The 20413-nt window shown below is 52.3% G+C and carries 21 protein-coding genes; 15 read left to right on the top strand and 6 right to left on the bottom strand.

The genetic code is table 11. The features are described 5' to 3' along the window. Position 1: 1 nt before the first annotated feature. The 4 genes from BQ6873_RS10850 (at position 2) to BQ6873_RS10830 (ending at position 2792) form a co-directional block, all read left to right on the top strand. The gene (locus tag BQ6873_RS10850; RefSeq protein ID WP_231949319.1) at positions 2–613 is read left to right on the top strand and encodes an SPOR domain-containing protein; all 612 of its coding nucleotides are present in this window, start codon (positions 2–4) and stop codon (positions 611–613) included. Between the two features lie 14 nt (positions 614–627). Further along, positions 628–1287, top strand: a complete 660-nt coding sequence (locus BQ6873_RS10845; protein ID WP_076592656.1) for a thiol:disulfide interchange protein DsbA/DsbL — start codon at positions 628–630, stop codon at positions 1285–1287. 98 nt (positions 1288–1385) lie between these two features. Beyond that, positions 1386–2177, top strand: a complete 792-nt coding sequence (locus tag BQ6873_RS10840) for an SDR family oxidoreductase (RefSeq protein WP_076592655.1) — start codon at positions 1386–1388, stop codon at positions 2175–2177. Between the two features lie 357 nt (positions 2178–2534). Beyond that, the gene (locus BQ6873_RS10830; RefSeq protein WP_076592653.1) at positions 2535–2792 is read left to right on the top strand and encodes a hypothetical protein; all 258 of its coding nucleotides are present in this window, start codon (positions 2535–2537) and stop codon (positions 2790–2792) included. Positions 2793–2847: 55 nt separating this feature from the next. Here the strand turns inward: BQ6873_RS10830 and BQ6873_RS10825 are convergent, their stop codons facing one another. Next, a complete protein-coding gene (locus tag BQ6873_RS10825) occupies positions 2848–3912 on the bottom strand; it encodes an MBL fold metallo-hydrolase (RefSeq protein WP_076592652.1) in 1065 nt (354 codons plus the stop codon). A gap of 137 nt (positions 3913–4049) precedes the next feature. Here BQ6873_RS10825 and BQ6873_RS10820 point away from each other — a divergent pair, with 137 nt between their 5' ends. From BQ6873_RS10820 to BQ6873_RS10795, 6 genes are all read left to right on the top strand, one after another. After that, the gene (locus BQ6873_RS10820) at positions 4050–4436 is read left to right on the top strand and encodes a YchJ family protein (protein ID WP_076592651.1); all 387 of its coding nucleotides are present in this window, start codon (positions 4050–4052) and stop codon (positions 4434–4436) included. Between the two features lie 35 nt (positions 4437–4471). Next, positions 4472–5821, top strand: coding sequence for an adenosylmethionine--8-amino-7-oxononanoate transaminase (gene bioA, locus BQ6873_RS10815; RefSeq protein ID WP_076594071.1), 1350 nt, complete (start codon positions 4472–4474; stop codon positions 5819–5821). After that, positions 5818–7002 carry an 8-amino-7-oxononanoate synthase gene (bioF, locus tag BQ6873_RS10810; RefSeq protein ID WP_076592650.1) on the top strand — a complete coding sequence of 395 codons (1185 nt, stop codon included), beginning with the start codon at positions 5818–5820 and terminating at the stop codon, positions 7000–7002. The genes bioA and bioF overlap by 4 nt, the downstream gene beginning before the upstream one ends. A 1-nt stretch (position 7003) precedes the next feature. Next, the gene (gene bioD, locus BQ6873_RS10805; protein ID WP_076592649.1) at positions 7004–7714 is read left to right on the top strand and encodes a dethiobiotin synthase; all 711 of its coding nucleotides are present in this window, start codon (positions 7004–7006) and stop codon (positions 7712–7714) included. A gap of 42 nt (positions 7715–7756) precedes the next feature. Then, positions 7757–8776: a biotin synthase BioB gene (gene bioB, locus BQ6873_RS10800; protein WP_076592648.1), complete on the top strand. Its 1020-nt coding sequence runs from the start codon at positions 7757–7759 to the stop codon at positions 8774–8776. Between the two features lie 89 nt (positions 8777–8865). Continuing rightward, on the top strand, positions 8866–9795 hold the full coding sequence (locus tag BQ6873_RS10795; protein ID WP_076592647.1) for a hydroxymethylglutaryl-CoA lyase: 930 nt from the start codon (positions 8866–8868) through the stop codon (positions 9793–9795). 76 nt (positions 9796–9871) lie between these two features. On the opposite strand, the gene BQ6873_RS10790 is transcribed toward BQ6873_RS10795, so the two are convergent. The 3 genes from BQ6873_RS10790 to BQ6873_RS10780 form a co-directional block, all read right to left on the bottom strand. Beyond that, on the bottom strand, positions 9872–11800 hold the full coding sequence (locus BQ6873_RS10790; RefSeq protein WP_076592646.1) for a TRAP transporter large permease: 1929 nt from the start codon (positions 11798–11800) through the stop codon (positions 9872–9874). Then, a complete protein-coding gene (locus BQ6873_RS10785) occupies positions 11797–12423 on the bottom strand; it encodes a TRAP transporter small permease subunit (RefSeq protein ID WP_076592645.1) in 627 nt (208 codons plus the stop codon). Before BQ6873_RS10785 ends, BQ6873_RS10790 begins: the two co-directional genes overlap by 4 nt. 114 nt (positions 12424–12537) lie before the next feature. Further along, on the bottom strand, positions 12538–13686 hold the full coding sequence (locus BQ6873_RS10780) for a TRAP transporter substrate-binding protein (protein ID WP_076592644.1): 1149 nt from the start codon (positions 13684–13686) through the stop codon (positions 12538–12540). Between the two features lie 505 nt (positions 13687–14191). Between BQ6873_RS10780 and BQ6873_RS10775 the strand changes: the two genes are divergently transcribed. Next, the gene (locus BQ6873_RS10775; RefSeq protein ID WP_076592643.1) at positions 14192–14671 is read left to right on the top strand and encodes a GNAT family N-acetyltransferase; all 480 of its coding nucleotides are present in this window, start codon (positions 14192–14194) and stop codon (positions 14669–14671) included. Then, positions 14664–14993, top strand: coding sequence for a YnfA family protein (locus BQ6873_RS10770; RefSeq protein WP_076592642.1), 330 nt, complete (start codon positions 14664–14666; stop codon positions 14991–14993). Before BQ6873_RS10775 ends, BQ6873_RS10770 begins: the two co-directional genes overlap by 8 nt. Positions 14994–15022: 29 nt before the next feature. On the opposite strand, the gene BQ6873_RS10765 is transcribed toward BQ6873_RS10770, so the two are convergent. Together BQ6873_RS10765 and BQ6873_RS10760 are read right to left on the bottom strand one after the other, a co-directional pair. After that, a complete protein-coding gene (locus BQ6873_RS10765) occupies positions 15023–15301 on the bottom strand; it encodes a helix-turn-helix domain-containing protein (protein ID WP_076592641.1) in 279 nt (92 codons plus the stop codon). Positions 15302–15442: 141 nt separating this feature from the next. Further along, positions 15443–16921, bottom strand: a complete 1479-nt coding sequence (locus BQ6873_RS10760) for an aminotransferase-like domain-containing protein (protein ID WP_076592640.1) — start codon at positions 16919–16921, stop codon at positions 15443–15445. A gap of 283 nt (positions 16922–17204) precedes the next feature. Between BQ6873_RS10760 and BQ6873_RS10755 the strand changes: the two genes are divergently transcribed. From BQ6873_RS10755 to BQ6873_RS10745, 3 genes are all read left to right on the top strand, one after another. Further along, positions 17205–19526, top strand: a complete 2322-nt coding sequence (locus BQ6873_RS10755) for an FdhF/YdeP family oxidoreductase (RefSeq protein WP_076592639.1) — start codon at positions 17205–17207, stop codon at positions 19524–19526. A 90-nt stretch (positions 19527–19616) separates the two neighbouring features. Continuing rightward, positions 19617–19856, top strand: coding sequence for a DUF1289 domain-containing protein (locus BQ6873_RS10750; protein ID WP_083664445.1), 240 nt, complete (start codon positions 19617–19619; stop codon positions 19854–19856). A 75-nt stretch (positions 19857–19931) separates the two neighbouring features. Next, positions 19932–20393: a hypothetical protein gene (locus BQ6873_RS10745; protein ID WP_076592638.1), complete on the top strand. Its 462-nt coding sequence runs from the start codon at positions 19932–19934 to the stop codon at positions 20391–20393. Positions 20394–20413: the final 20 nt, after the last annotated feature.

Genomic DNA, 20413 nt, shown 5'->3' with positions numbered 1-20413 from the left:
TATGAGTAAAGATATGAAACAGCGGGATATTAAAAAGCAGGCCGGCGGTACTTTGCTCGGCTTGATACTTGGCCTCATCATCGGTTTGGGTATAGCGGTTGGTGTGGCTTTGGTCATTTCCAAAACGCCATTGCCGTTCACCAATAAAACCGGTGCGCAGCCAGAACGCTCGACGCAGCTGCCGCCAGCCACCAACGACTTGTCCGATCCGAACAAGCCTTTGTACGGCAAGAAGCAGCCTAAACCGGTAGAGACTACCGACCCGTCTGCATCTATTGATACCACCAAAGCACCGGTAGTCGACAAGGCAACGCAGGCAAAAGACAAAGCGCAAGCCAAGGTAGAAGCTACAGCCAAGGCCGAGAGCGCTGATGAAAAATGGATCTACTATCTGCAAGCTGGCGCTTTCCGCGAAAGAGCAGATGGAGAGAACATGAAGGCAAAATTGGCTTTGCTGGGTTTCGAGGCAACTGTCTCCGAATATAAGGCGGAAACCGGCGCACTGTATCGTGTGCGTGTCGGCCCGTTTGGTCAGTTGGAAACAATGAACCGAGTACGCGGTAAGCTGTCTGATAATGGCGTCGATGTCGCAGTGGTGCGCATCGGCAAATAACTGAAAGGAATCTCATGCGTTTTATTCAACACCTGTTGGCTGTCGCAAGTCTGAGTCTGTTTGCTGCGACCGCCGGCGCATCGCCGACCGCACCGGTCAATGGCACCGATTACCGTACGCTGGAAAAAGTACAGCAAACCGATAGCGGCAAGAAAGTCGAAGTCACCGAATTCTTCTGGTACTCCTGCCCGCATTGCAGCGCGCTCGAACCAGCACTCGAATCCTGGGTGAAAAAACAAGGCGACAAGATCGTCTTCAAACGTGTGCCAGTCGCTTTCCGCGATACCTTCATTCCGCAGCAAAAGCTCTACTATTCGCTGGAAGCCATGGGCCTGGTTAACTCCATCCACGGCAAAGTATTCCGCGCGATCCACGTAGAACGCCAACCGCTGGATACGGATAAACAGATCGCCGACTTCATCGCCAAGCAAGGCGTTGATCCTAAGAAGTTTGCCGAGGTCTACAACTCCTTCGGCGTACAAACCAAGGTACAACGCGCGACGCAATTGCAAGCCGCGTACAAGGTTGATGGCGTTCCTATGATCGCGATCGATGGTCGTTACATCACTTCGCCATCCATTGTCGGCGCATCGCTCGGCAATCGTCCGGAAGGCGTCTTGCATGACGCAACCTTGCAAGTCATGGACTGGCTGGTTACAAAATCCGCAAAGTAAGATTACCTCGCTGATTTTTTCAGCAAAAGATCGCATGAGTAAAATCCGCAACTCGCAAGATTGCGGATTTTTTATTTGGAGCGCATGTGGGAGCATTCATGACTAATAATGTGCAACGCGTATTCATCACAGGTGCATCCAGCGGACTGGGTGCAGCTCTTGCGCGCCAGTACGCAGAGCAAGGTGCCATTCTCGGACTGGTCGCGCGTCGCGGTGAAGTGTTGCATGAACTCGCCGACAGCCTTCCCGGCGCAGCAAGTCACAGAATTTATCCGCTCGATGTAAATGATCACGCCGCGCTGGTACTAGCCGCTGCTGATTTCATCCAGTACGCACAAGGCATCGATATCGTTATCGCCAACGCCGGTATCTCGCGTGGCACTTTGACGGAACATGCGGAAGACCTGCAAGTTTTCGAGCAAGTATTCGCTACTAACGTGATGGCAACTGTCGCCACCTTCTCGCCCTTCATCACCACCATGCAGGTGCAAGCCGCTGCCGGAGATACAAACTGTCGTCTGGTTGGCATAGGTAGCGTTGCTGGCATACGCGGCTTGCCGGGTGCAGGTGCTTACAGCGCGTCCAAGTCAGCTGTTATCAGCTATTGCGAATCTTTGCGTGTGGAGTTGAAGAAGAGTGGTGTGAAGGTTGTGACGATAGCACCGGGGTATATCGATACGCCTATGACGCAGGTGAATGATTACGCAATGCCGTTTTTGATGCCGGTGGAGAGGTTTGCTGAAGTTGCTGTTGCTACGATAGCTAGTGGATGCAGTTATCGTGTTATTCCTTGGCAGATGGGTGTGGTGGCTAAGGTGCTGCGTACGTTGCCTAATTGGCTTTACGATTTGTTGTTTGCGAATGCGCCGAGGAAGTCTCGCAAGCCTTAGTTAATACGAATTGGCTCAGCATGCCGGGGGTAGCCCGGCGGCTACTTACTTTTCTTGCTTCGCCAAGAAAAGTAAGCAAAAGAAGGCGACCGCGAAGCCGCTGCCCTTTGGGTTCCCGATTTCGCAGTACCTGAAATGGGAAATGAAAGAACTCGCTACGCTCAGACAGCTTTCATTTCTGATCCATTTCACGCACCGCAAAATCGGCAGCGTCAAAGCGGAATTTAAAGCCGAGACGCGGCGATAGTGTTCAGGACTGATAGCTGGGGAATATAAGTTTCTGCGCAAGTTGGTAGGCGGGACTTCTCTGTGGATGGGTGTATTGTTTGATCCATCATGTTTTGAAAAGGGTTACGAATGCTCACGATACTTTTCCTTTTGTTAGCTCTAGGGGCTGGTTGGCTAGCTATCGTTGGATATCGCATGGGTAAAAACGTCAAAGAACAGCCCTTCAAAGTCATGGCGGGTAATCACTTCGAACATTTGTCTGGGATTGAACGCGTTGAAATGCAAGAACGCTGGAGTTCTCGCATTAGCTTGAGTTTTTACATTTGGATATTGCTAGCAATTATCTTTGCAATTTTTGCTATCGCAACTTTAGTGATGGGTTACTAAAAATTTGTAGGATAGTTTTTCGAAATGCGTGAATCTATTCCTATTTTGGCTCAGATCAATAAGTCTGAAACCGAATCACACCATCACTAGAAATAATCCGTTTCAACATTCCATCCTTCCAAAGCTTGTGCAAATGCGCCAGCGCTTCGCCGAGTGCAAAACTCAATTGATGGGCATCCAATTTGCGCACGAACATAATCGGCACGATGTCTGCTGCCGATTGCGGTGTGACACAAACCGCTAATACTTCTTCCAATCGAGCTGCGTGATGATCGAATAATTGCTGTATGCGCGTATGCAAGCCGCGGAAAGGTTTGCCGTGCGATGGCAGTACCAGCGTGTCTTCCGGCAAGTCTTTGAACTTCAATAATGAATCGAGAAACTGTTGCACCGGATTTGATTCCGGTTCGACTGCAAAGACCGAGACATTGGTCGAGATCCGCGGCAACACCATATCGCCGGAAATCAGCAGGTTCAAATCTTCGCAATACAGCGCCGCATGTTCTGGTGCATGACCGAAGCCGGTGATGACGCGCCATGCGTGCTTGCCGATGCGGAAGCTTTGCGTGTCGTGCATGCGTATGTATGAGATCGGTACGCTAGGCACCAGCGTCGGGTAATAGCTGCGGCGTCCTTCCAGTTCTGCCAGCATTTGCGGATCGGCCAGACCGTGGCGTTTGAAGAAGGGGAACATCGCTGTGCCGTCAGCGCCTGGCAGCGCGGCGGACATCATGCGGGCGAAGGTGTATTCGCCGGTCGTCATCCACAGCGGCACATCCCAGCGCTTGCAGATCCAGTCGGCGAGGCCGACGTGATCAGGATGGCAATGGGTGGCGATGACGCGCACGATGGGCAGGCCGTTTAACTGCGTGGCAAAAATGCTTTCCCAGGCGTCGCGCGTGGCGTCGTTGGAGATGCCGCAATCGATGACGGTCCAGCCGCGCACGGTGCCGTTCTCCGATTCGAACTCATCTTCAAGCAGCCAGAGATTGATGTGGTTGAGCGCAAATGGCAGACCCATGCGCAGCCACTTTACGCCGGGCGTGATCTCGAACGTGCTGCCAAGATCTGGCAAGGTGTCGTCAAATGGGTAATTTAGTTGTGCTTCAAGCAAATTCATCGTGGTCCCGTGGCTAGCCAATAAGATTCACATTCACTGCGGGCGCGCCTACAATAGCCGTCGGAAATGCATGGTGTCATTCTAAACGGTGTTACATCACACCGCGCCATTGCATGATAGGCAAGTGAAACAAGATCATGACAAAACCAAATGCAAGTCCTTGCCCTTGTGGCAACGGAGATTATGCGCTTTGTTGCCAACCGTATCACGACGGCACAGCAGCACCGACGGCCGAGGCTCTGATGCGCTCACGTTACAGCGCTTACGCCTTGGGTTTGATGCACTATGTACATGCGACCTGGCACGCATCGACGCGGCCGCCGCTAACGGATTTTGTGCATGATGCTTCGACTAAATGGCTGGGTCTGGAAGTCAAAAAATTCGTCCCCGGGCAGGATGAGGCTACGGTCGAATTCGTCGCGCGCTCCAAGAGTGGCGGACGCGCACAACGTTTGCATGAAGTCAGCCGCTTTGTAAAAGAAGACGGGCGCTGGTTTTATATAGACGGCGTGTTCCCCGATTGAGTCATCAAAGAATATCTGGAGTCATGTTGGACGCAATGAATCAAACACCATCAGGCAAGCAATCCGATCTGGTCGCGCGCAGTCTGCGCAGCGTGTGGCATCCCTGCACGCAAATGCAGCATCACGAAACCTTGCCGCTGGTGCCTGTCAGTCACGGTCGCGGCGCATGGTTGTACGACACCAACGGCGATCGCTATCTGGATGCCATCAGTTCGTGGTGGGTCAATCTATTCGGTCATGCCAATCCGCGTATCAATAGCGCATTGAAGTTGCAGCTCGATTTGTTGGAGCACGCGATGCTGGCCGGCTTTACGCATGAGCCGGTAGTGCAATTGTCGGAGCAATTGGCGGCGCGTACCGGCGATGTGCTCGGCCATTGTTTTTACGCATCCGATGGCGCATCGGCGGTGGAAATTGCATTGAAGATGAGTTTTCATGCGTGGCGCAATAATGGGCAGAGCGAGAAGCGCGAGTTCGTTTGCCTGAAGGGCAGCTATCACGGTGAAACAATAGGCGCGCTGGCAGTCACTGATGTACCTATCTTCCGCGATGCTTACGGCCCGATGTTGCAACATGCGCATGTGGTGATGAGTCCCGATGCGCGTGCCGCACGCGATGGTGAATCGGCCGCCGATGTGGCACGTCGTGCTGCTGTCGAACTGGAAGCCTTGTTCCAAGATCGTTCCAAATATATTGCAGCCATCATCGTCGAGCCGCTGGTGCAATGCGCGACCGGCATGGCGATGTACGATCCGGTGTACCTGCAGGAAATACGTGCGCTATGTGATCGTTATCACGTGCATTTGATCGCGGATGAGATTGCCGTTGGTTGCGGTCGCACCGGCACTTTCTTCGCGTGTGAACAAGCGGCGATCTGGCCGGATTTCTTGTGTCTGTCTAAAGGTATCAGCGGCGGTTATTTGCCTTTGTCTTTGGTGATGACACGCGATGCGATTTATCAGGCGTTTTACGATACCGATGTAGCACGTGGATTTTTGCATTCGCATTCTTACACTGGCAATCCACTTGCATGTCGTGCTGCATTGGCGACGCTGGCGATCTTCGATGAAGATGATGTGATCAATGCCAATCGCGTGCGTGCTGCGCGCTTGACCGATGCTTTGGCACCGCTGGCTGCGCATGCACAAGTCAGCAACTTCCGTCAGCGCGGGATGATCTGGGCATTCGATGCCGTGGTCGATGATGCGGATGCGGCAGCGACTTTCTCGCGTCGTTTCTTCACGACTGCGCTTGAACATGAATTGTTGTTGCGCCCTATTGGTCGCACGGTCTACATGATGCCGCCTTACATTTTGAATAATGAAGAGATCGATGGTTTGGCAGCGCGTACGCACACTGTTTTTGAAAAGGTAATGCGCACATGAGCAAGTTGATCGCAGGACTGGAACAGCAACTCGCTCAGCTCGATGCGCAAAGCTTGCGTCGTCGCCGTCGCACAACTGAATCGCCATGCGCACCACGCGTGCAAGTTGATGGTCGCGAGATGCTGGCTTTTTGCAGCAATGATTATCTCGGTCTGGCTGCGCATCCACGCATAGTGAATGCCTTGCAGGAAGGTGCCAGCATCTACGGTGCCGGTAGTGGTGCATCGCATTTGATCAGCGGCCATTCACGCGCGCATGCCGAGTTGGAAGAACGTCTGGCTGAGTTTGTATCGCCGCAGATAGTAGATGCGCGTGCTTTGTATTTTTGCACCGGCTACATGGCTAACATTGCAATCTTGAGTGCATTGTCCGGCAGCGGTGCTGATCTGTTTTCTGAATCACTGAATCATGCGTCGCTGATCGATGGTGCGCGTTTGTCGCGTGCGAATGTGCATGTCTATCCGCATGGTGATTTGGAAAAACTTGCTGCCTTGCTCGCCGCTAGTACTTCGAGCAACAAGATGGTGGTGACCGATAGTGTGTTCAGCATGGATGGCGATCTGGCCGCCCTGCCGCAATTGCTGGCTTTGTGCGAACAGCATGATGCGTGGTTGGTGGTGGATGACGCGCACGGCTTTGGTGTACTTGGTGAACATGGGCGCGGTGTGCTGGAGCACTTTGCTTTGCGTTCACCTAATCTGGTTTATATGGGGACCTTGGGCAAGGCGGCTGGTGTGGCTGGCGCATTTGTCGCCGCGCATAAGAGTGTGATCGAGTGGATGGTGCAACGTGCACGTCCGTATATTTATACGACGGCTGCACCACCGGCAGTCGCACATGCGCTGCTGACCAGTCTGGATATTATCGAAGGTGCGGAAGGCGCAGAACGTCGTGCGCATTTGCAGACCTTGATTGCGCAATGGCGCAGTGCTTTGCAACTACAACGCTGGCAAGCCTTGGCATCGGATACCGCGATTCAACCTGTCGTCATCGGTGCGAATGATGAGGCGATGAAAATCGCAGCGGCTTTGTATGAACAAAATATCTGGGTACCGGCAATTCGTCCGCCGACTGTACCTGCCGGTACCGCACGTTTGCGTGTGACCTTGTCGGCAGCGCATACCGCCGCCGATGTCGCGCAGCTTGTCGATGTGTTGCACCAACTGGAAAAGCAGAATTGAGATGACAGCTACTTTTAATTGTTTTGTGACCGGCACCGATACCGAAATCGGTAAAACGATGATTTCCACTGCCTTGCTGCATGCGTTGGTGGAAAGAGGCGTACGCGCGGCAGCGATCAAAAGCGTTGCCGCTGGAGCAACTGCAATTCAGACAAGTGCTGGTCAGGTCTGGCACAATGACGACGCTGACGCGTTGGCGCAGGCTGCCAACGTGGTTTTGCCACCAAAATTGGCGACGCCATATCTGTTGCATGAGGCGGCTGCACCACATGTTTCGGCGAAGTTGCAAGGTGTTTCTATAGATATCGCGCATATTAAGAGCTGTTATGCGCAAGTCCGTGAGCTGGCAGATGCCGTGGTGGTCGAGGGTGTCGGCGGCTTCCGCGTGCCTTTGTCTGATCATGCTGATACTGCGGATTTAGCCCAAGAACTGGGTTTGCCGGTCATAATGGTGGTCGGGCTGCGGTTGGGTTGCTTGAATCATGCCCTGCTGACCGCCGATGCGATTGCTGCGCGTGGGCTGAAGTTGGTGGGCTGGGTAGCCAATACAGTCGATGCGGGCATGGCATTTGCTGAGGATAATGTCGAAGCATTGGTTGCGCGTTTGCCCGCGCCGCTGCTGGGTTGTGTGCCGCGTTTGGCTGCGCCCTTGCCTGCTGCCGCTGCTTCGTATCTGGATTTTTCGTGTTTGCCGAATTGGCCCAAGGCCTGATCTGGCGAATACCCGATTTAAATTTTAGTCAGGAGTTTTTCGATGTCGTCGCAACCTGTAACTTTTCAAGCGCCTGTCGCACCTATCGTTCCAACCGCGTGGCCGGTGGATGAGGTGTTGGCCTTGTTCAATCTGCCGTTCAACGATTTGATCTTCCGTGCGCAAACCGTGCATCGCGAAAACTTCGATCCAACGGAAGTGGAACTGGCGACTTTGTTGTCGATCAAGACCGGTGGCTGCCCGGAAGATTGCGGCTATTGCCCGCAAGCTGCGCGTTACGACACTGGCGTCACAGCACAAAAAATTCTGCCACTGGAAGAAGTGCTGACCGCAGCGCGTGAAGCCAAAGCGCACGGCGCAACCCGCTTCTGCATGGGTGCAGCATGGCGCGAACCAAAAGACCGCGATCTGGAAAAAGTTGAAGAGATGGTGCGTGAAGTGAAGGCCATGGGCCTGGAAACTTGCGCCACGCTCGGCATGCTGGGCGAAGGCCAGGCCGAGAAATTGAAAAATGCCGGTCTCGATTACTACAACCACAATCTGGATACTGCACCTGAGTTTTACTCGAACGTGATCTCGACCCGTGATTACCAAAACCGTATCGACACATTGGGTCGCGTGCGCGGCGCTGGTATCAAGGTGTGCTGCGGCGGTATCGTCGGCATGGGCGAATCGCGTTTGCAACGCGCAGGCTTGATCGCGCAATTGTGCAATATGGATCCGTATCCAGAATCAGTGCCGGTCAACAATCTGGTGCAGGTTGAAGGCACGCCTTTGCACGGTACCGATCCTATCGATCCATTGGAGTTCGTACGTACTGTCGCTGTCGCTCGCATCACGATGCCGAAAGCGCGTGTGCGTTTGTCCGCAGGTCGTCGCGAAATGGGTGAAGCGATTCAAGCTTTATGTTTCGTTGCTGGTGCGAACTCGATTTTCTACGGCGACAAATTGCTGACCACTGGCAATCCGGAAGCGATGGCTGATCAGGAGTTGTTGGAGAAGCTCGGCATGCATACACGCAGCACTGCGATTGATGCACGCTGCGACGTTACACCGTCGTAATCATGTGTTCCTAAATATCGTTTGACGATATAGCTACGGCCGGTTGATTTTATCGACCGGCCGTTTTTCCTTCTAATGAGGTTCCTCAATTGAATCTTGCCAAACAACTGCCAGCATCCGTCAAGATCGTCGAAGTCGGTCCGCGCGACGGTTTGCAAAACGAGCAGCAAACCATTAGTGCTGACACCAAGATAGAACTGGTGAATCGCCTGTCGCAAGCCGGCTTCCCGAATATCGAGGCAGCTTCCTTTGTTTCGCCGAAGTGGGTGCCGCAGATGGCGACCTCGTCGGAAGTGATGGCTGGCATTACACGACGACCCGATGCGATTTATTCTGCATTGGTGCCGAATATGAAAGGCTTTGAAGCCGCACTCGCCGCGGGTGTCGATGAAGTGGTGATTTTTGCCGCAGCATCGGAAGCCTTCTCGCAAAAGAATATCAATTGTTCTATCGCCGAATCGATAGCGCGTTTCCGCGATGTCGCGCAAGCGGCCAAGCAACATAATCTGCGTTTGCGTGGTGCGCTGAGTTGCGCCTTCGGTTGCCCATATCAAGGTGAAGTAACAGCGGATAGCGTGGCCGATGTCGTGCGTCAATTGCGCGAGCTAGGCTGTGATGAAATCGATATCGCTGACACCATAGGCGTGGCGACACCGCGTCATGTACAAACAGTGATGCAGCGCGCGATAGAAGAATTTCCTATCGATAGGTTGTCCGGTCACTTCCACGATACCTACGGTCAGGCTTTGGCAAATATCTATGCGAGTCTGGAAGTTGGTATCTCGATTTATCACGCTTCGGTAGCGGGCCTTGGTGGTTGTCCGTACGCCAAAGGTGCGACTGGTAACGTTGCAACGGAAGACGTGCTGTACATGATGCAGGGCTTGGGCATAGAAACTGGCATCGATCTCAATGCGGTAGTCGATGCAGGACAGTTCATCTCGGAGAAACTGGGTCGCAAAGCAGTAAGTCGTGCCGGTAATGCGATTGCAGCAAAACGCGCACCGGGCTGCGGCTAATCAGAGTAAAGCGTTTGACCAATAAAAACGGGATGCAGCGATAAGCTTGCATCCCGTTTTTGTATTGCACGTTTGCTTAGTTGTACAACACGTTCGGCAACCACAAACCGATGGCCGGGAACATGTACAGCAGAATCAGCGCAAAGATCTGTATCGCCATGAAGGGCATCATGCCGAGGAAGATCTGGTTCAGCGTCACGTGTGCCGGTGCCACACCTTTCAGATAGAACGCTGACATCGCCACCGGTGGCGACAGGAAGGCTGTTTGCAGATTCATCGCGACCAGCAGACCAAAGAACAGCGGATCGATGCCGAAGTGCGGCAGCAGCGGGATAAAGATAGGCATGAAGATCACGATGATCTCCGTCCACTCCAGCGGCCAACCCAGCAAGAAGATGATGACTTGCGCGAGGATCATGAACTGCAATGGCGTCATGTCCAGCGACAACACCCAGTCATTGATGATCTCCTGCCCACCGAGCAAGGCAAACGATGCCGAGAAGATACTGGAGCCAACAAACAGCCAGCACACCATCGCACTGGTTTTCGTTGCCAGATAGGCGGACTCTTTCAACATGCTGAAGTTGAAGCGTCGGTAACATGCCGCCAGCACTATGCCGCCGAATGCACCCATAGCCGCTGCCTCGGTCGGTGTTGCCAGTCCGAACACGATGCTACCCAGTACGGCAAGAATCATGAAGGCCAATGGGAACAGCGATCCCAACAGCATCTTGAAAATCTCTAGCCGCGCAAAGGTAAAGTAGGCATAGAACACCACCATCGCAGCGAGGCCGATACCGAAGGCGATCCAGAAACCTTTAGGTGCAGATTTCGCTTCAGCTGGTGCGGTAGGTGCAGCAGGTTCGACCGAAGTCGATGGCATGGCTGTTGGTGCCGCCGTGTCATGCGTTTCTGCAAGCGCAGCAGGTGCGGCTTCGCTTGCTGGTTCGGCCAGTGCACCTTCCGGTTCACCAAAACTATCATCGGCATGCATCTCGCTGCTCAAGTCTTGCGCACCGATACCCATCTCGATCATTTCGGTCTTGGCTGCATCTGGTGCCGTGGCCATGCGATAGCTCAATCCCATGGCTAGCGTAAATGCCAGTGCCGGTAACAAAGCAATGCCCAGTTGCTGCAACAAGGTGCGTGTGGAGACATCCGCATTGCGGCGTCCCTTGAGTGCACCTATCAGGCCGGGCAAGACATTGTTGCTGATCGTGGTGGAGATTTTTTCCGCAAAGCCGGGCAGATCCACATGTCGTTCTTCTGCCGACAGAGGTGGCGCTACGCTAGGCTTGAGCTTCGCCAGGATGATCACGTAACCGATATACAGACCCGCCAGCATGATGCCTGGGAAAAAGGCACCAGCGTACAGCTTGACCACCGATACACCGGCTGTCGCGCCGTACACGATCAACAGCACGGAAGGCGGAATCAGAATGCCCAGACAACCACCAGCCGTGATGGCACCCGCTGACAACTGCGTGCTGTATCCAGCCTTCAGCATCGCCGGCAAGGCCAGCAAGCCCATCAGCGTGACGACGGCACCAACGATACCGGTTGCCGTCGCGAAGACGGCGCAGGTCACGATGGTGGCGACAGCTAATGAACCTGGCACGCGTGCCATTGCGATATGCAGACTCTTGAACAGCTTTTCGATCAGGTTGGCGCGTTCGACCAGATATCCCATGAAGATGAAGAGCGGGATGGAGATCAGAACATCGTTGGCCATGACTGAATACGCACGTTGCACCATCAGGTCCAGCGTTTGTTGCGTGGCGAGGTTGGGGTCTCGACTGTAGAAGGCAAACCAGGCGAATATCACGCCCATGCCCATCAGTGTGAACGCAGTAGGGAAACCCAGCATGATGGCAACCACAACCAGCGCCAGCATCAACAGGCCAAGATGGCCGCTGGTCATGTGCTCTGGCGACGGCATCAGGATGAAGAGGCCGAGAACGATGGCAAACAGAATGGAGAGGCCGAACCAGACTTCTTTCCTCATGGTTTGCCTCCTGCGTTGTTGGTGATCAGTTTGTCTACTTCGGCGATGTCTTTATCCTTCACATGCACCATCGCCTTGAGTTTGTCGACGTCCACTTCTTCCACGTCTTTTTCACGCGATGGCCATTCGCCTTCTTTCAGGCAAATGATGCAACGTATGATTTCCACGAAGCCTTGCATCAACAATAGCGCGCCAGAAATAGGAATCACCATTTTGAACGGATAAAGCGGCGGGCCGTTTGCGGTAAGAGTTGAATGCTCTTTGATAGCCAGCGATTCAGCCGCGTAGGTATAACCAGCCCACACCAACGCGATGACGCCAGGAATGAAGAAAACAAAATACAGTGTCAGATCCAGGCTGGCTTGCAAGCGTGGTGGGAAAAAACCGTATAAGACGTCGCCACGTACATGGCCGTTTTTTGCCAGCGTGTAAGCACCTGCCATCATGAAGGCCGTGCCATACGCCATGATCATCAGATCGAAAGACCATGGATTGGGACTGTTCAGTGCATAACGTGCGAAAACTTCCCACGTGATAAGAAAGGTCAAGATGACGATAAGCCAGGAAAATAGTTGGCCTACCCAACTGCTGACCTTATCGATGAAGAATAAAAGGTTCTGCATAAAGGCTCCGATTCAAAGACAGGTGGTGTTGTCGCGTATGCGACGTTTGTCTGCGTTTAATAAAACACCATCCGATACTTTGGATGGTGTCGTGAGAAACGCGATCGATGCCGCTTAAGCTTTCTTCGGAGCGGTGCGCGCGAAATAATGGTTGTATGCCATGCGCCTGTTGTTATTGGTGTCCATGTCCCATTTCATGGCACGTTCGGCGAAGACTCTTTGCGATTTTTCCACTTCCTTGAACAAGGCGTTGTCGGCGCCCTTTTTCGCGACTACTTCATCCCAGACAGTGAGTTGTGTCTGCAGCAGAGAGTCCGGCGTCTTGTAAAACTTCACGCCATCCTTGGTCTGCATTTCGCGATAGTCTTTGGAATAACGATCGATCGCTTTCCACGACATATCGGCCGACGATGCTTCCACCGCATTCGAAATGATGGCCTTCATTTTTGGCGGTAGTGCTTCGTACTTGGTTTTGTTGAAGGTGATCTCGAACTGCTCGGAGCTTTGATGGAAGCTTTGCAGCATGCAGACCTTGGAGACATCAGGGAAGCCAAGTACGCGATCAGAACTGGCGTTGTTGAACTCCGCACCATCCAGCAAACCTCTATCCATCGCTGGTACGATTTCGCCACCTGGCAGCGCATTCACTGCTGCACCCATTGCGGTAAACAAATCAATCGCCAGGCCGTTGGTACGGAACTTCAAGCCTTGCAGATCTTCTTTCTTGGTGATTGGTTTTTTGAACCAGCCTAGCGGTTGTGTCGGCATCGGGCCAGTGAGGAAGGATGTGACGTTCGCGCCGATGGATGTGTAGAGCTTGTCCAGCAACTCTTTACCGCCGCCATATTTATGCCAAGCCAATACCATGTTCGCATCCATGCCGAATACCGGGCCGGAGGTCCACAGCGCAATCGCGCTTTGTTTGCCGTAGTTGTAACCCATCACGCCATGGCCGCCATCGAGCGTACCTTTTGACACCGCATCGAGCAAACCGAAAGCAGGCACCACTGCACCAGCTGGCAACACCTCAATCTTGAGTTCGCCGCCGGTCATGTCATTTACTTTTTTGGCAAAGTCCTGGGCGTACTCGTGGAAAATATCTTTACTAGGCCAGGTACTTTGAAAGCGCATCTGTGTGACAGTTTGCGCAGTAGAGATCATCGGAAAGCTAAGTGCGGCTGCTGCGCCAGCGGTTGTTGCGGTACCAAGAAACTTGCGACGTGTGGAAGGGGAAGTCTGATTCTGTTTGAGGCTTTTCTTCATTGTGTATCTCCTATTATATTTTTTAGAAATCACTTTGATTCATGAACCGACAGATCGCATCCATTGGGAAATGGCGGCAGTACTGACGGGAGTAGAATGCCCTTTCGTGCGCATAAGTCAAGTCGCAATGCAGCAAGCAAGGAGGCTCTTTTTGGTGCATTTTTCGATGTGATGACAGATGAAGAGCAAGTGTTAAATATTTTTTGAACAGCTCACGTTCATTGTTTTTTTTATTGTTTTGAGTTTCTTTTTTGCGCGAAAAAATATGGTCTTTCCAGAGGGGAATTCTATTTTTTAAAACGAATGTCGCTGCTGTGTACGAGTGATTTCTAAATTGATATTGATATCGTCTTTATGTATCTATTGAACCAACGGTAAATCGATTTGTGACGATCAAATTAATCTGATTAAATGGTTCAATTATTTTTTGCGCGTGATCATAGTGTTGTGATTGCATCCGTTTTTCTTACACCACGCTTACAAAAAGTAAGCTCATCCAACTCTCATGACATATATCGATCTCATTCAAATTAATTCGCAAGGTTCTCCCGTCAGCAAGGTTGGTGCGCTGGATAACATCGCGCAACAAGTGTGTGCTGCAACGGCCTCTTTATATGTGGATGCAGGTTTTGTTTTGCCGTGGGTAGGCTATCTTGCGCAGAAGAATGGGAAGGTGGTTGGTGCATGCGCATTCAAGGCACCGCCATTGGATGGCAAGGTGGAAATTGGTTACTTCACCTTCCCTGATTCAGAGGGCAAGGGAATCGCTACGCTGATGGTGCGGCAGTTGCTGGAGATCGTGCAGGCAGAGCAAGCTGCGTTGATAGTCGTTGCGCATACTGCGAATGAAGAGAATGCTTCGAATGCGATTTTGCGTAATCTCGGTTTCCGCTTCGTGTATGTATTAGAGCATCCCGAGTATGGCGAAATGTGGGAGTGGCATTTGGTAAACGAACCATCAGTATCGGAAAGTCAAAATGTTTGAAATGAAAACGATAGGCCTGTTTGTCTTGACGGCCATCGCTGAGATTGTCGGTTGTTATCTGCCGTATCTATGGTTACGTCAGGCGGGATCAGTGTGGTTGCTGATTCCTGCTGCGCTTAGTTTGGTCTTGTTTGTATGGTTGCTCTCGCTGCATCCAGAAGCGGCAGGCCGCGTCTATGCAGCATACGGTGGCGCGTATGTTGCCGTTGCATTGGCTTGGCTATGGGTGGTCGATGGCATCAAGCCTACCAACTGGGATTTCGTTGGCGTTGCCGTTACGTTGGCAGGCATGGGCATCATCTTGTTTGCGCCGCGCGCTTGATGGTCACGTTATTGGCTTGAGCGTAACGCTTATTGCGTGCTGAATAGTGTCGGGAAGATTTCTATCCCGGTCGCATTCAGCGACGCAAAAATACGTCCGTCTTCATGCGTCGTTACATCGACGATGCCGGCATCTTCAAACTCACTGAGTGTGCGGCGTAATGTGCTCATTGGTATGCACGAGCGTTTGCTGAGTTTGGCCAATGACCACAATGCGCTCTCTTGCGATGCTTCCCATAAGTGTCGCAGGATGGTGACTTTGACCGGATCCAATTCATCCTCGTGTTGCGATGCGTCCGCGTTGGCCATGATGGTCCGCTTTCCTTTTTATGCATAAATGCTGATGTCCGATAGCACTCGCCGTAAGGCGATGCTTGTTGCAATCGAACATCTCGTCTCCGATGCGCTCTCTATGGAGCTGCATACGCACGACAGCTTGAAAGCTGCGTGTTACCTCATATTATAGTTTTCACGCGTTCGCGCATCAACCGCACGTTCTGCCTGGCGCATGCAATCGACGACCAGCTTGCCGATAGTCTTGAGCGCTTCTTCTATGCTGGCTGACCACGGATAGCTATAGTTCAGGCGGATGAAGTTGCTGTAACCGTTGGTGGTGGAGAACATATAACCCGGCCCGATGGTGATGCCATGCTGCAAGGCCAGCTCATACAGCTTCATCGAATCAACCAACGCTGGTAGTTCCACCCACAAGACATAACCGCCCTTGGGTTCTGAAGTCTGCGTTCCTTCCGGGAAAAAACGTTTGACTGCGGCGCGCATCATGTTCGCTTGTTGCGCGTAGATTTTTCTGATGTGGCGCAGATGATGTTCGTAACCGTCGTGTTCCAGATATTCGGCAATAGCAAGTTGCGGAATGGTGGGTGTCGTCAGCGTATTCAGGAACTTCAGTTTTTCAACCTGATCGCGATAACGTCCCGGCATCGCCCAGCCTATGCGATAGGCCGAGGTCAGGCTTTTTGAAAAAGAAGCGCAGTGCAGTACCAAGCCTTCGGTGTCGTAGGATTTGAGCGAAGTCGGATGTGCATCACCAAAGTACAACTCGTTATAGACATCGTTTTCTATGACCGGCACATTGCGTTCGGTAATCAGCTTGACCAGTGCACGCTTCTTTTCATCCGACATTTGAAAACCCAGCGGATTTTGAAAGTTCGGCATCACCATGCACGCCGCAATCTGATGCATGTCGAGTATCTCTTCCAGTGCAACCAGATCGATACCTTCGCGCGGATGCGTGGCGACTTCTATCGCGCGCATGCCCATACGTTCGATCGCATGCAACATCGCATAGAAGGTGGGCGACTCAACCGCGACGATATCGCCAGCCTTGCCGACTGCTTGCAAGCAGAGATTGATGGCTTCGGTGGCGCCTACTGTGACGACGATTTCATTCGGATCGATGGCGGTGCCGTTTTCCAGATAGCGGCGTGCGATCTGGCGTATCAGATCCGGATGGCCAGGCGGCAGCGCATCGGTCACGCCCCATTTGGTTTGGCGTCGTGTGATGCCGTAGGCATAGCGATTGATTTTTTCTGATGGGAACTGGCTGGGGTCGGGATACGGCGAGCCGAGTGGAACCGCATCATCGGCATTAATGGAGCGCAGCGTGGACAGCACTAGATGACTAACGTCCACTTGTGACGATATCGCGAGCGGTCGCGAGGTGCGCAATTCCTGCGGCACTTTCCCGTTTGCTGATTGTGGCGTGACGCGTACGAAGTAACCCGATTGCGGATGACTTTCGATGATGCCTTTACTTTCCAGTAAAAGAAATGCGTGCACGACAGTCGTGATACTGAGGCGATGATGCTGGCTGGTTTGTCGTATCGACGGCAGTCGTTCGCCGGGTCGGAACACGCCGTTCTCGATCAGCTCTTCAATATCTTTTGCCAGCTTTTCATACAACTTCACAAATGCCCCTGATGCTTGTCATGTTAATTTTTTTGCCTGTAATGACTCATATTCATTACTCAAATACCCTAGTGTTTATGCGGTTCTCCGACGCTTGTTGCTAATTACTTAAGCAGGAATAAAAGCACAGATACGTCGATTTTCAAACTGTACTCTTTTTATTTCAAGCTATGTGTACGCTCATCAAAATGACGTAGCGCTCTAAGCTTTGCTCACTCGGCACACAAGGTGCTCATGCATGAATGAATCCGCATGACGGTGCGCCGGATCAAAGGAATTTGTTGTGGAAAAGTTGAAGTCGCAAGGCAGTATTGAAACTTATGATCACCCAGCCGGTGGTTGGGGTGCGGTGAAGTATGTCGCCATCAATATGATCAAGGAAAAAGTCTCCGGTGGAAATTACCGTACCTTGTTCAAACAAAATCAACCGGAAGGTTTTGATTGTCCTGGTTGTGCATGGCCTGATCGTCAGCATGCATCGACCTTTGAATTTTGTGAAAACGGTGTCAAGGCCGTGGCGGCGGAAGCAACCAGCAAACGCGTGACGCCTGCCTTCTTTGAAAAAAATACAGTCGCTGCATTGCTGGAGCAATCCGACTACGAGTTGGAGCAACATGGTCGTCTGACCGATCCTATGCGCTATGACGCGGCTACCGACAAGTATGTGCCGGTAGCGTGGAGCGATGCATTCAAACTGATCGCCTCCCATTTGCACAAACTCGACAATCCGCATCAAGCCGCGTTCTATACGTCTGGTCGTGCGGGTAATGAAGCGGCGTTTGTCTATCAATTGTTTGTGCGCATGTTCGGCACCAACAACTTTCCTGATTGCTCGAATATGTGTCATGAAGCGACCAGTCGTGGTTTGCCATCTACCGTTGGTGTTGGTAAAGGTACGGTCACGCTGCATGATTTTGAGCATGCAGATACCTTGCTGATCTTTGGACAGAATCCTGCAACCAATCATCCGCGCATGCTGGGTGAGTTACGTGAATGCTCGAAGCGTGGCGCTGTCATTGTTTCTATTAACCCTTTGCGCGAACGTGGTCTCGAACGTTTTGCCGATCCGCAAAGCGTGGTGGAAATGTTGACGCTATCGAGCACCAAGATCGCATCTACTTTTATTCAGCCTAAGTTGGGTGGTGACTTCGCCTTGATTAAAGGCGTTGCGAAACGCACCTTGGAACTGGATGATGAAGCGGTAGAGAAAGGCACAGAACGCGTGCTGGATACAGCTTTCATTGCAGAACATTGTGCCGGTTTCGAAGACTTTGCTGCGGATTTGCGCATGCAGGATTGGCAAGAGCTGGTCGATGAGTCCGGCGTCTCGCGTGACGATATAGAAAAGCTGAGCCGCATCTATGTCAACGGCAAGCGCGTGATCGCAACATGGGGCATGGGTATTACGCAGCACAAGAATTCGGTGCAGACCGTGCACATGCTGTCCAACCTGATGATGATGCGCGGGAATATCGGCCGCGAAGGTGCAGGCTTGTGCCCGGTGCGCGGACATTCAAATGTGCAAGGCAACCGCACGGTTGGTATTGAAGAGAAACCTTCGCAGGAATTCCTCAATCGGCTGGGCAAGGTCTTCAACTTCGAGCCACCACGCGAACACGGTTACGACGTCGTGGAAACCATCCATGAAATGCTGGAAGGCCACGTCAAAGTATTCATCGGCCTGGGCGGCAACTTCGTGATGGCAACGCCGGATACGCCGCGTACGTTTGAAGCACTACGCTCATGTAGTCTGACCGTACATATCACGACCAAGCTTAATCGTAGTCATTTGGTACATGGCCAGGATGCTTTGATTTTGCCGACACTTGGTCGTACCGAGATCGACAAGCAAAACGGTGTGGCGCAAGGTGTGACGGTGGAAGACTCGATGAGCATGGTGCACATCTCATACGGCATGAACACGCCTGCATCGAAAAACCTGATGTCGGAAACCGCGATCGCAGCCAACATTGCGCATGCGACGCTTGGTTCTGACAAGGTCGACTGGTTGGCTTACGCTGCAGATTATTCGCTGGTGCGCGATGCGATGGAAAGCATCTTCGATGGTTTTGAAAATTACAACGAGCGCATCGCCAAGCCGGGTGGCTTTCATTTGCGTGTTGCTTCACGTGAACGCGAGTGGCTGACTGATACCGGCAAAGCAAATTTCATCGTCCACAATATCGAACAGGACACGCCGATCCGTCGTGCCAAGCAGCAGCATGGTAGCAAGCTGATGACCTTGATGACGACGCGTTCGCATGATCAGTACAACACGACGATTTATGCGATGGATGATCGCTATCGTGGCGTGTTCGGTCAACGTCGCGTGGTATTCATCAATCCGGAAGATTTGTTGATGCTGGGTTTCAAAGCAGGCGAATGGGTGGATATGAGCACGGTGTGGGATGACGGTATAGAACGTCATGCCAATCGCTTCCTGCTGGTGGAATATGACATTCCACGTGGCTGTATCGGTGCTTATTATCCAGAGACGAATCCGCTGGTTCCTCTCAACAGCGTGGGCGATGTATGTAACACGCCGACTTCGAAATCGATACCGGTCCTGCTGCAACGTTCCCAAACGGTCGCACTCGCCGCCTGAGGTGCTTTCCTTCGATAAGCGGCTGTCTGTCCATTCTGGCAGGCGGCCGCTTATACTGTCGGGCATCTACTACCATCCGGCTCGACCATCATGCGCAGAAAACCCGCGCGCCCTGAAGATCTCGACGATCTGATTTCTTTTCTCGATCTAACTGCGACGCCTTTGCCATCACCGTGCATAGGTATTTGCCGTGTCGATACTCGTACGACGTTTTGTACAGGTTGCCTGCGCACGATAGAAGAGATCACGGAGTGGGGTGCAATCGACGATCAAGGCAAGCGACAAATCTGGGGCGAAATCATTCGTCGGCGTGAGGCCGTGCATCATTGATGGAGATGACATTTTCGACTGTGGCGGTCAGATGTGCGATCATTCGGCCACGTTCACGAATCGAGCAGTAATAATATGACAATGAATTTTTACAAGCCGGAAAAAACCGTCACCGGACCTTCATACAGCCGCTGGTTCAAGTTGCTGGCTACCGTGTTTTCGATCAGTCTGTTGGTGTACGCAGCCGATATCATGCGACGTTATCCTTTGCTGGAATACGGCCTCAGCGTCAAAGTCTTGCTGCTGTGCGCGGCACTGATGCTGGTCGTCAGTTATTACTGGTTTTTGCGTTCGACCATCACCATCGATGACAAAGGCATTACGCAAACCTGGCTCTACAATCGCCAAGTCGAATGGCGCGATGTACGCAGCGCGAAGATGATAGGCATCCCTTTCCTCAGCGGGTTATTCCCGCCGCGTCTGGTGGTACGTACCGGTAATTCTTTCAGCACCTTCAATGGCGGCACGAAAGAAATCCTGATCGAATTCGCCCATATCTCCTTGGCATTCCAGATACATAAACAAGTCGGCAAGTAATATGTAAGTCGGGATGCATC

The organism is Herminiimonas arsenitoxidans, from assembly GCF_900130075.1.
GTDB classification, from domain to species: Bacteria; Pseudomonadota; Gammaproteobacteria; order Burkholderiales; family Burkholderiaceae_D; genus Oxalicibacterium; species Oxalicibacterium arsenitoxidans.
This window is presented reverse-complemented; position numbering and strand designations above follow the sequence as displayed.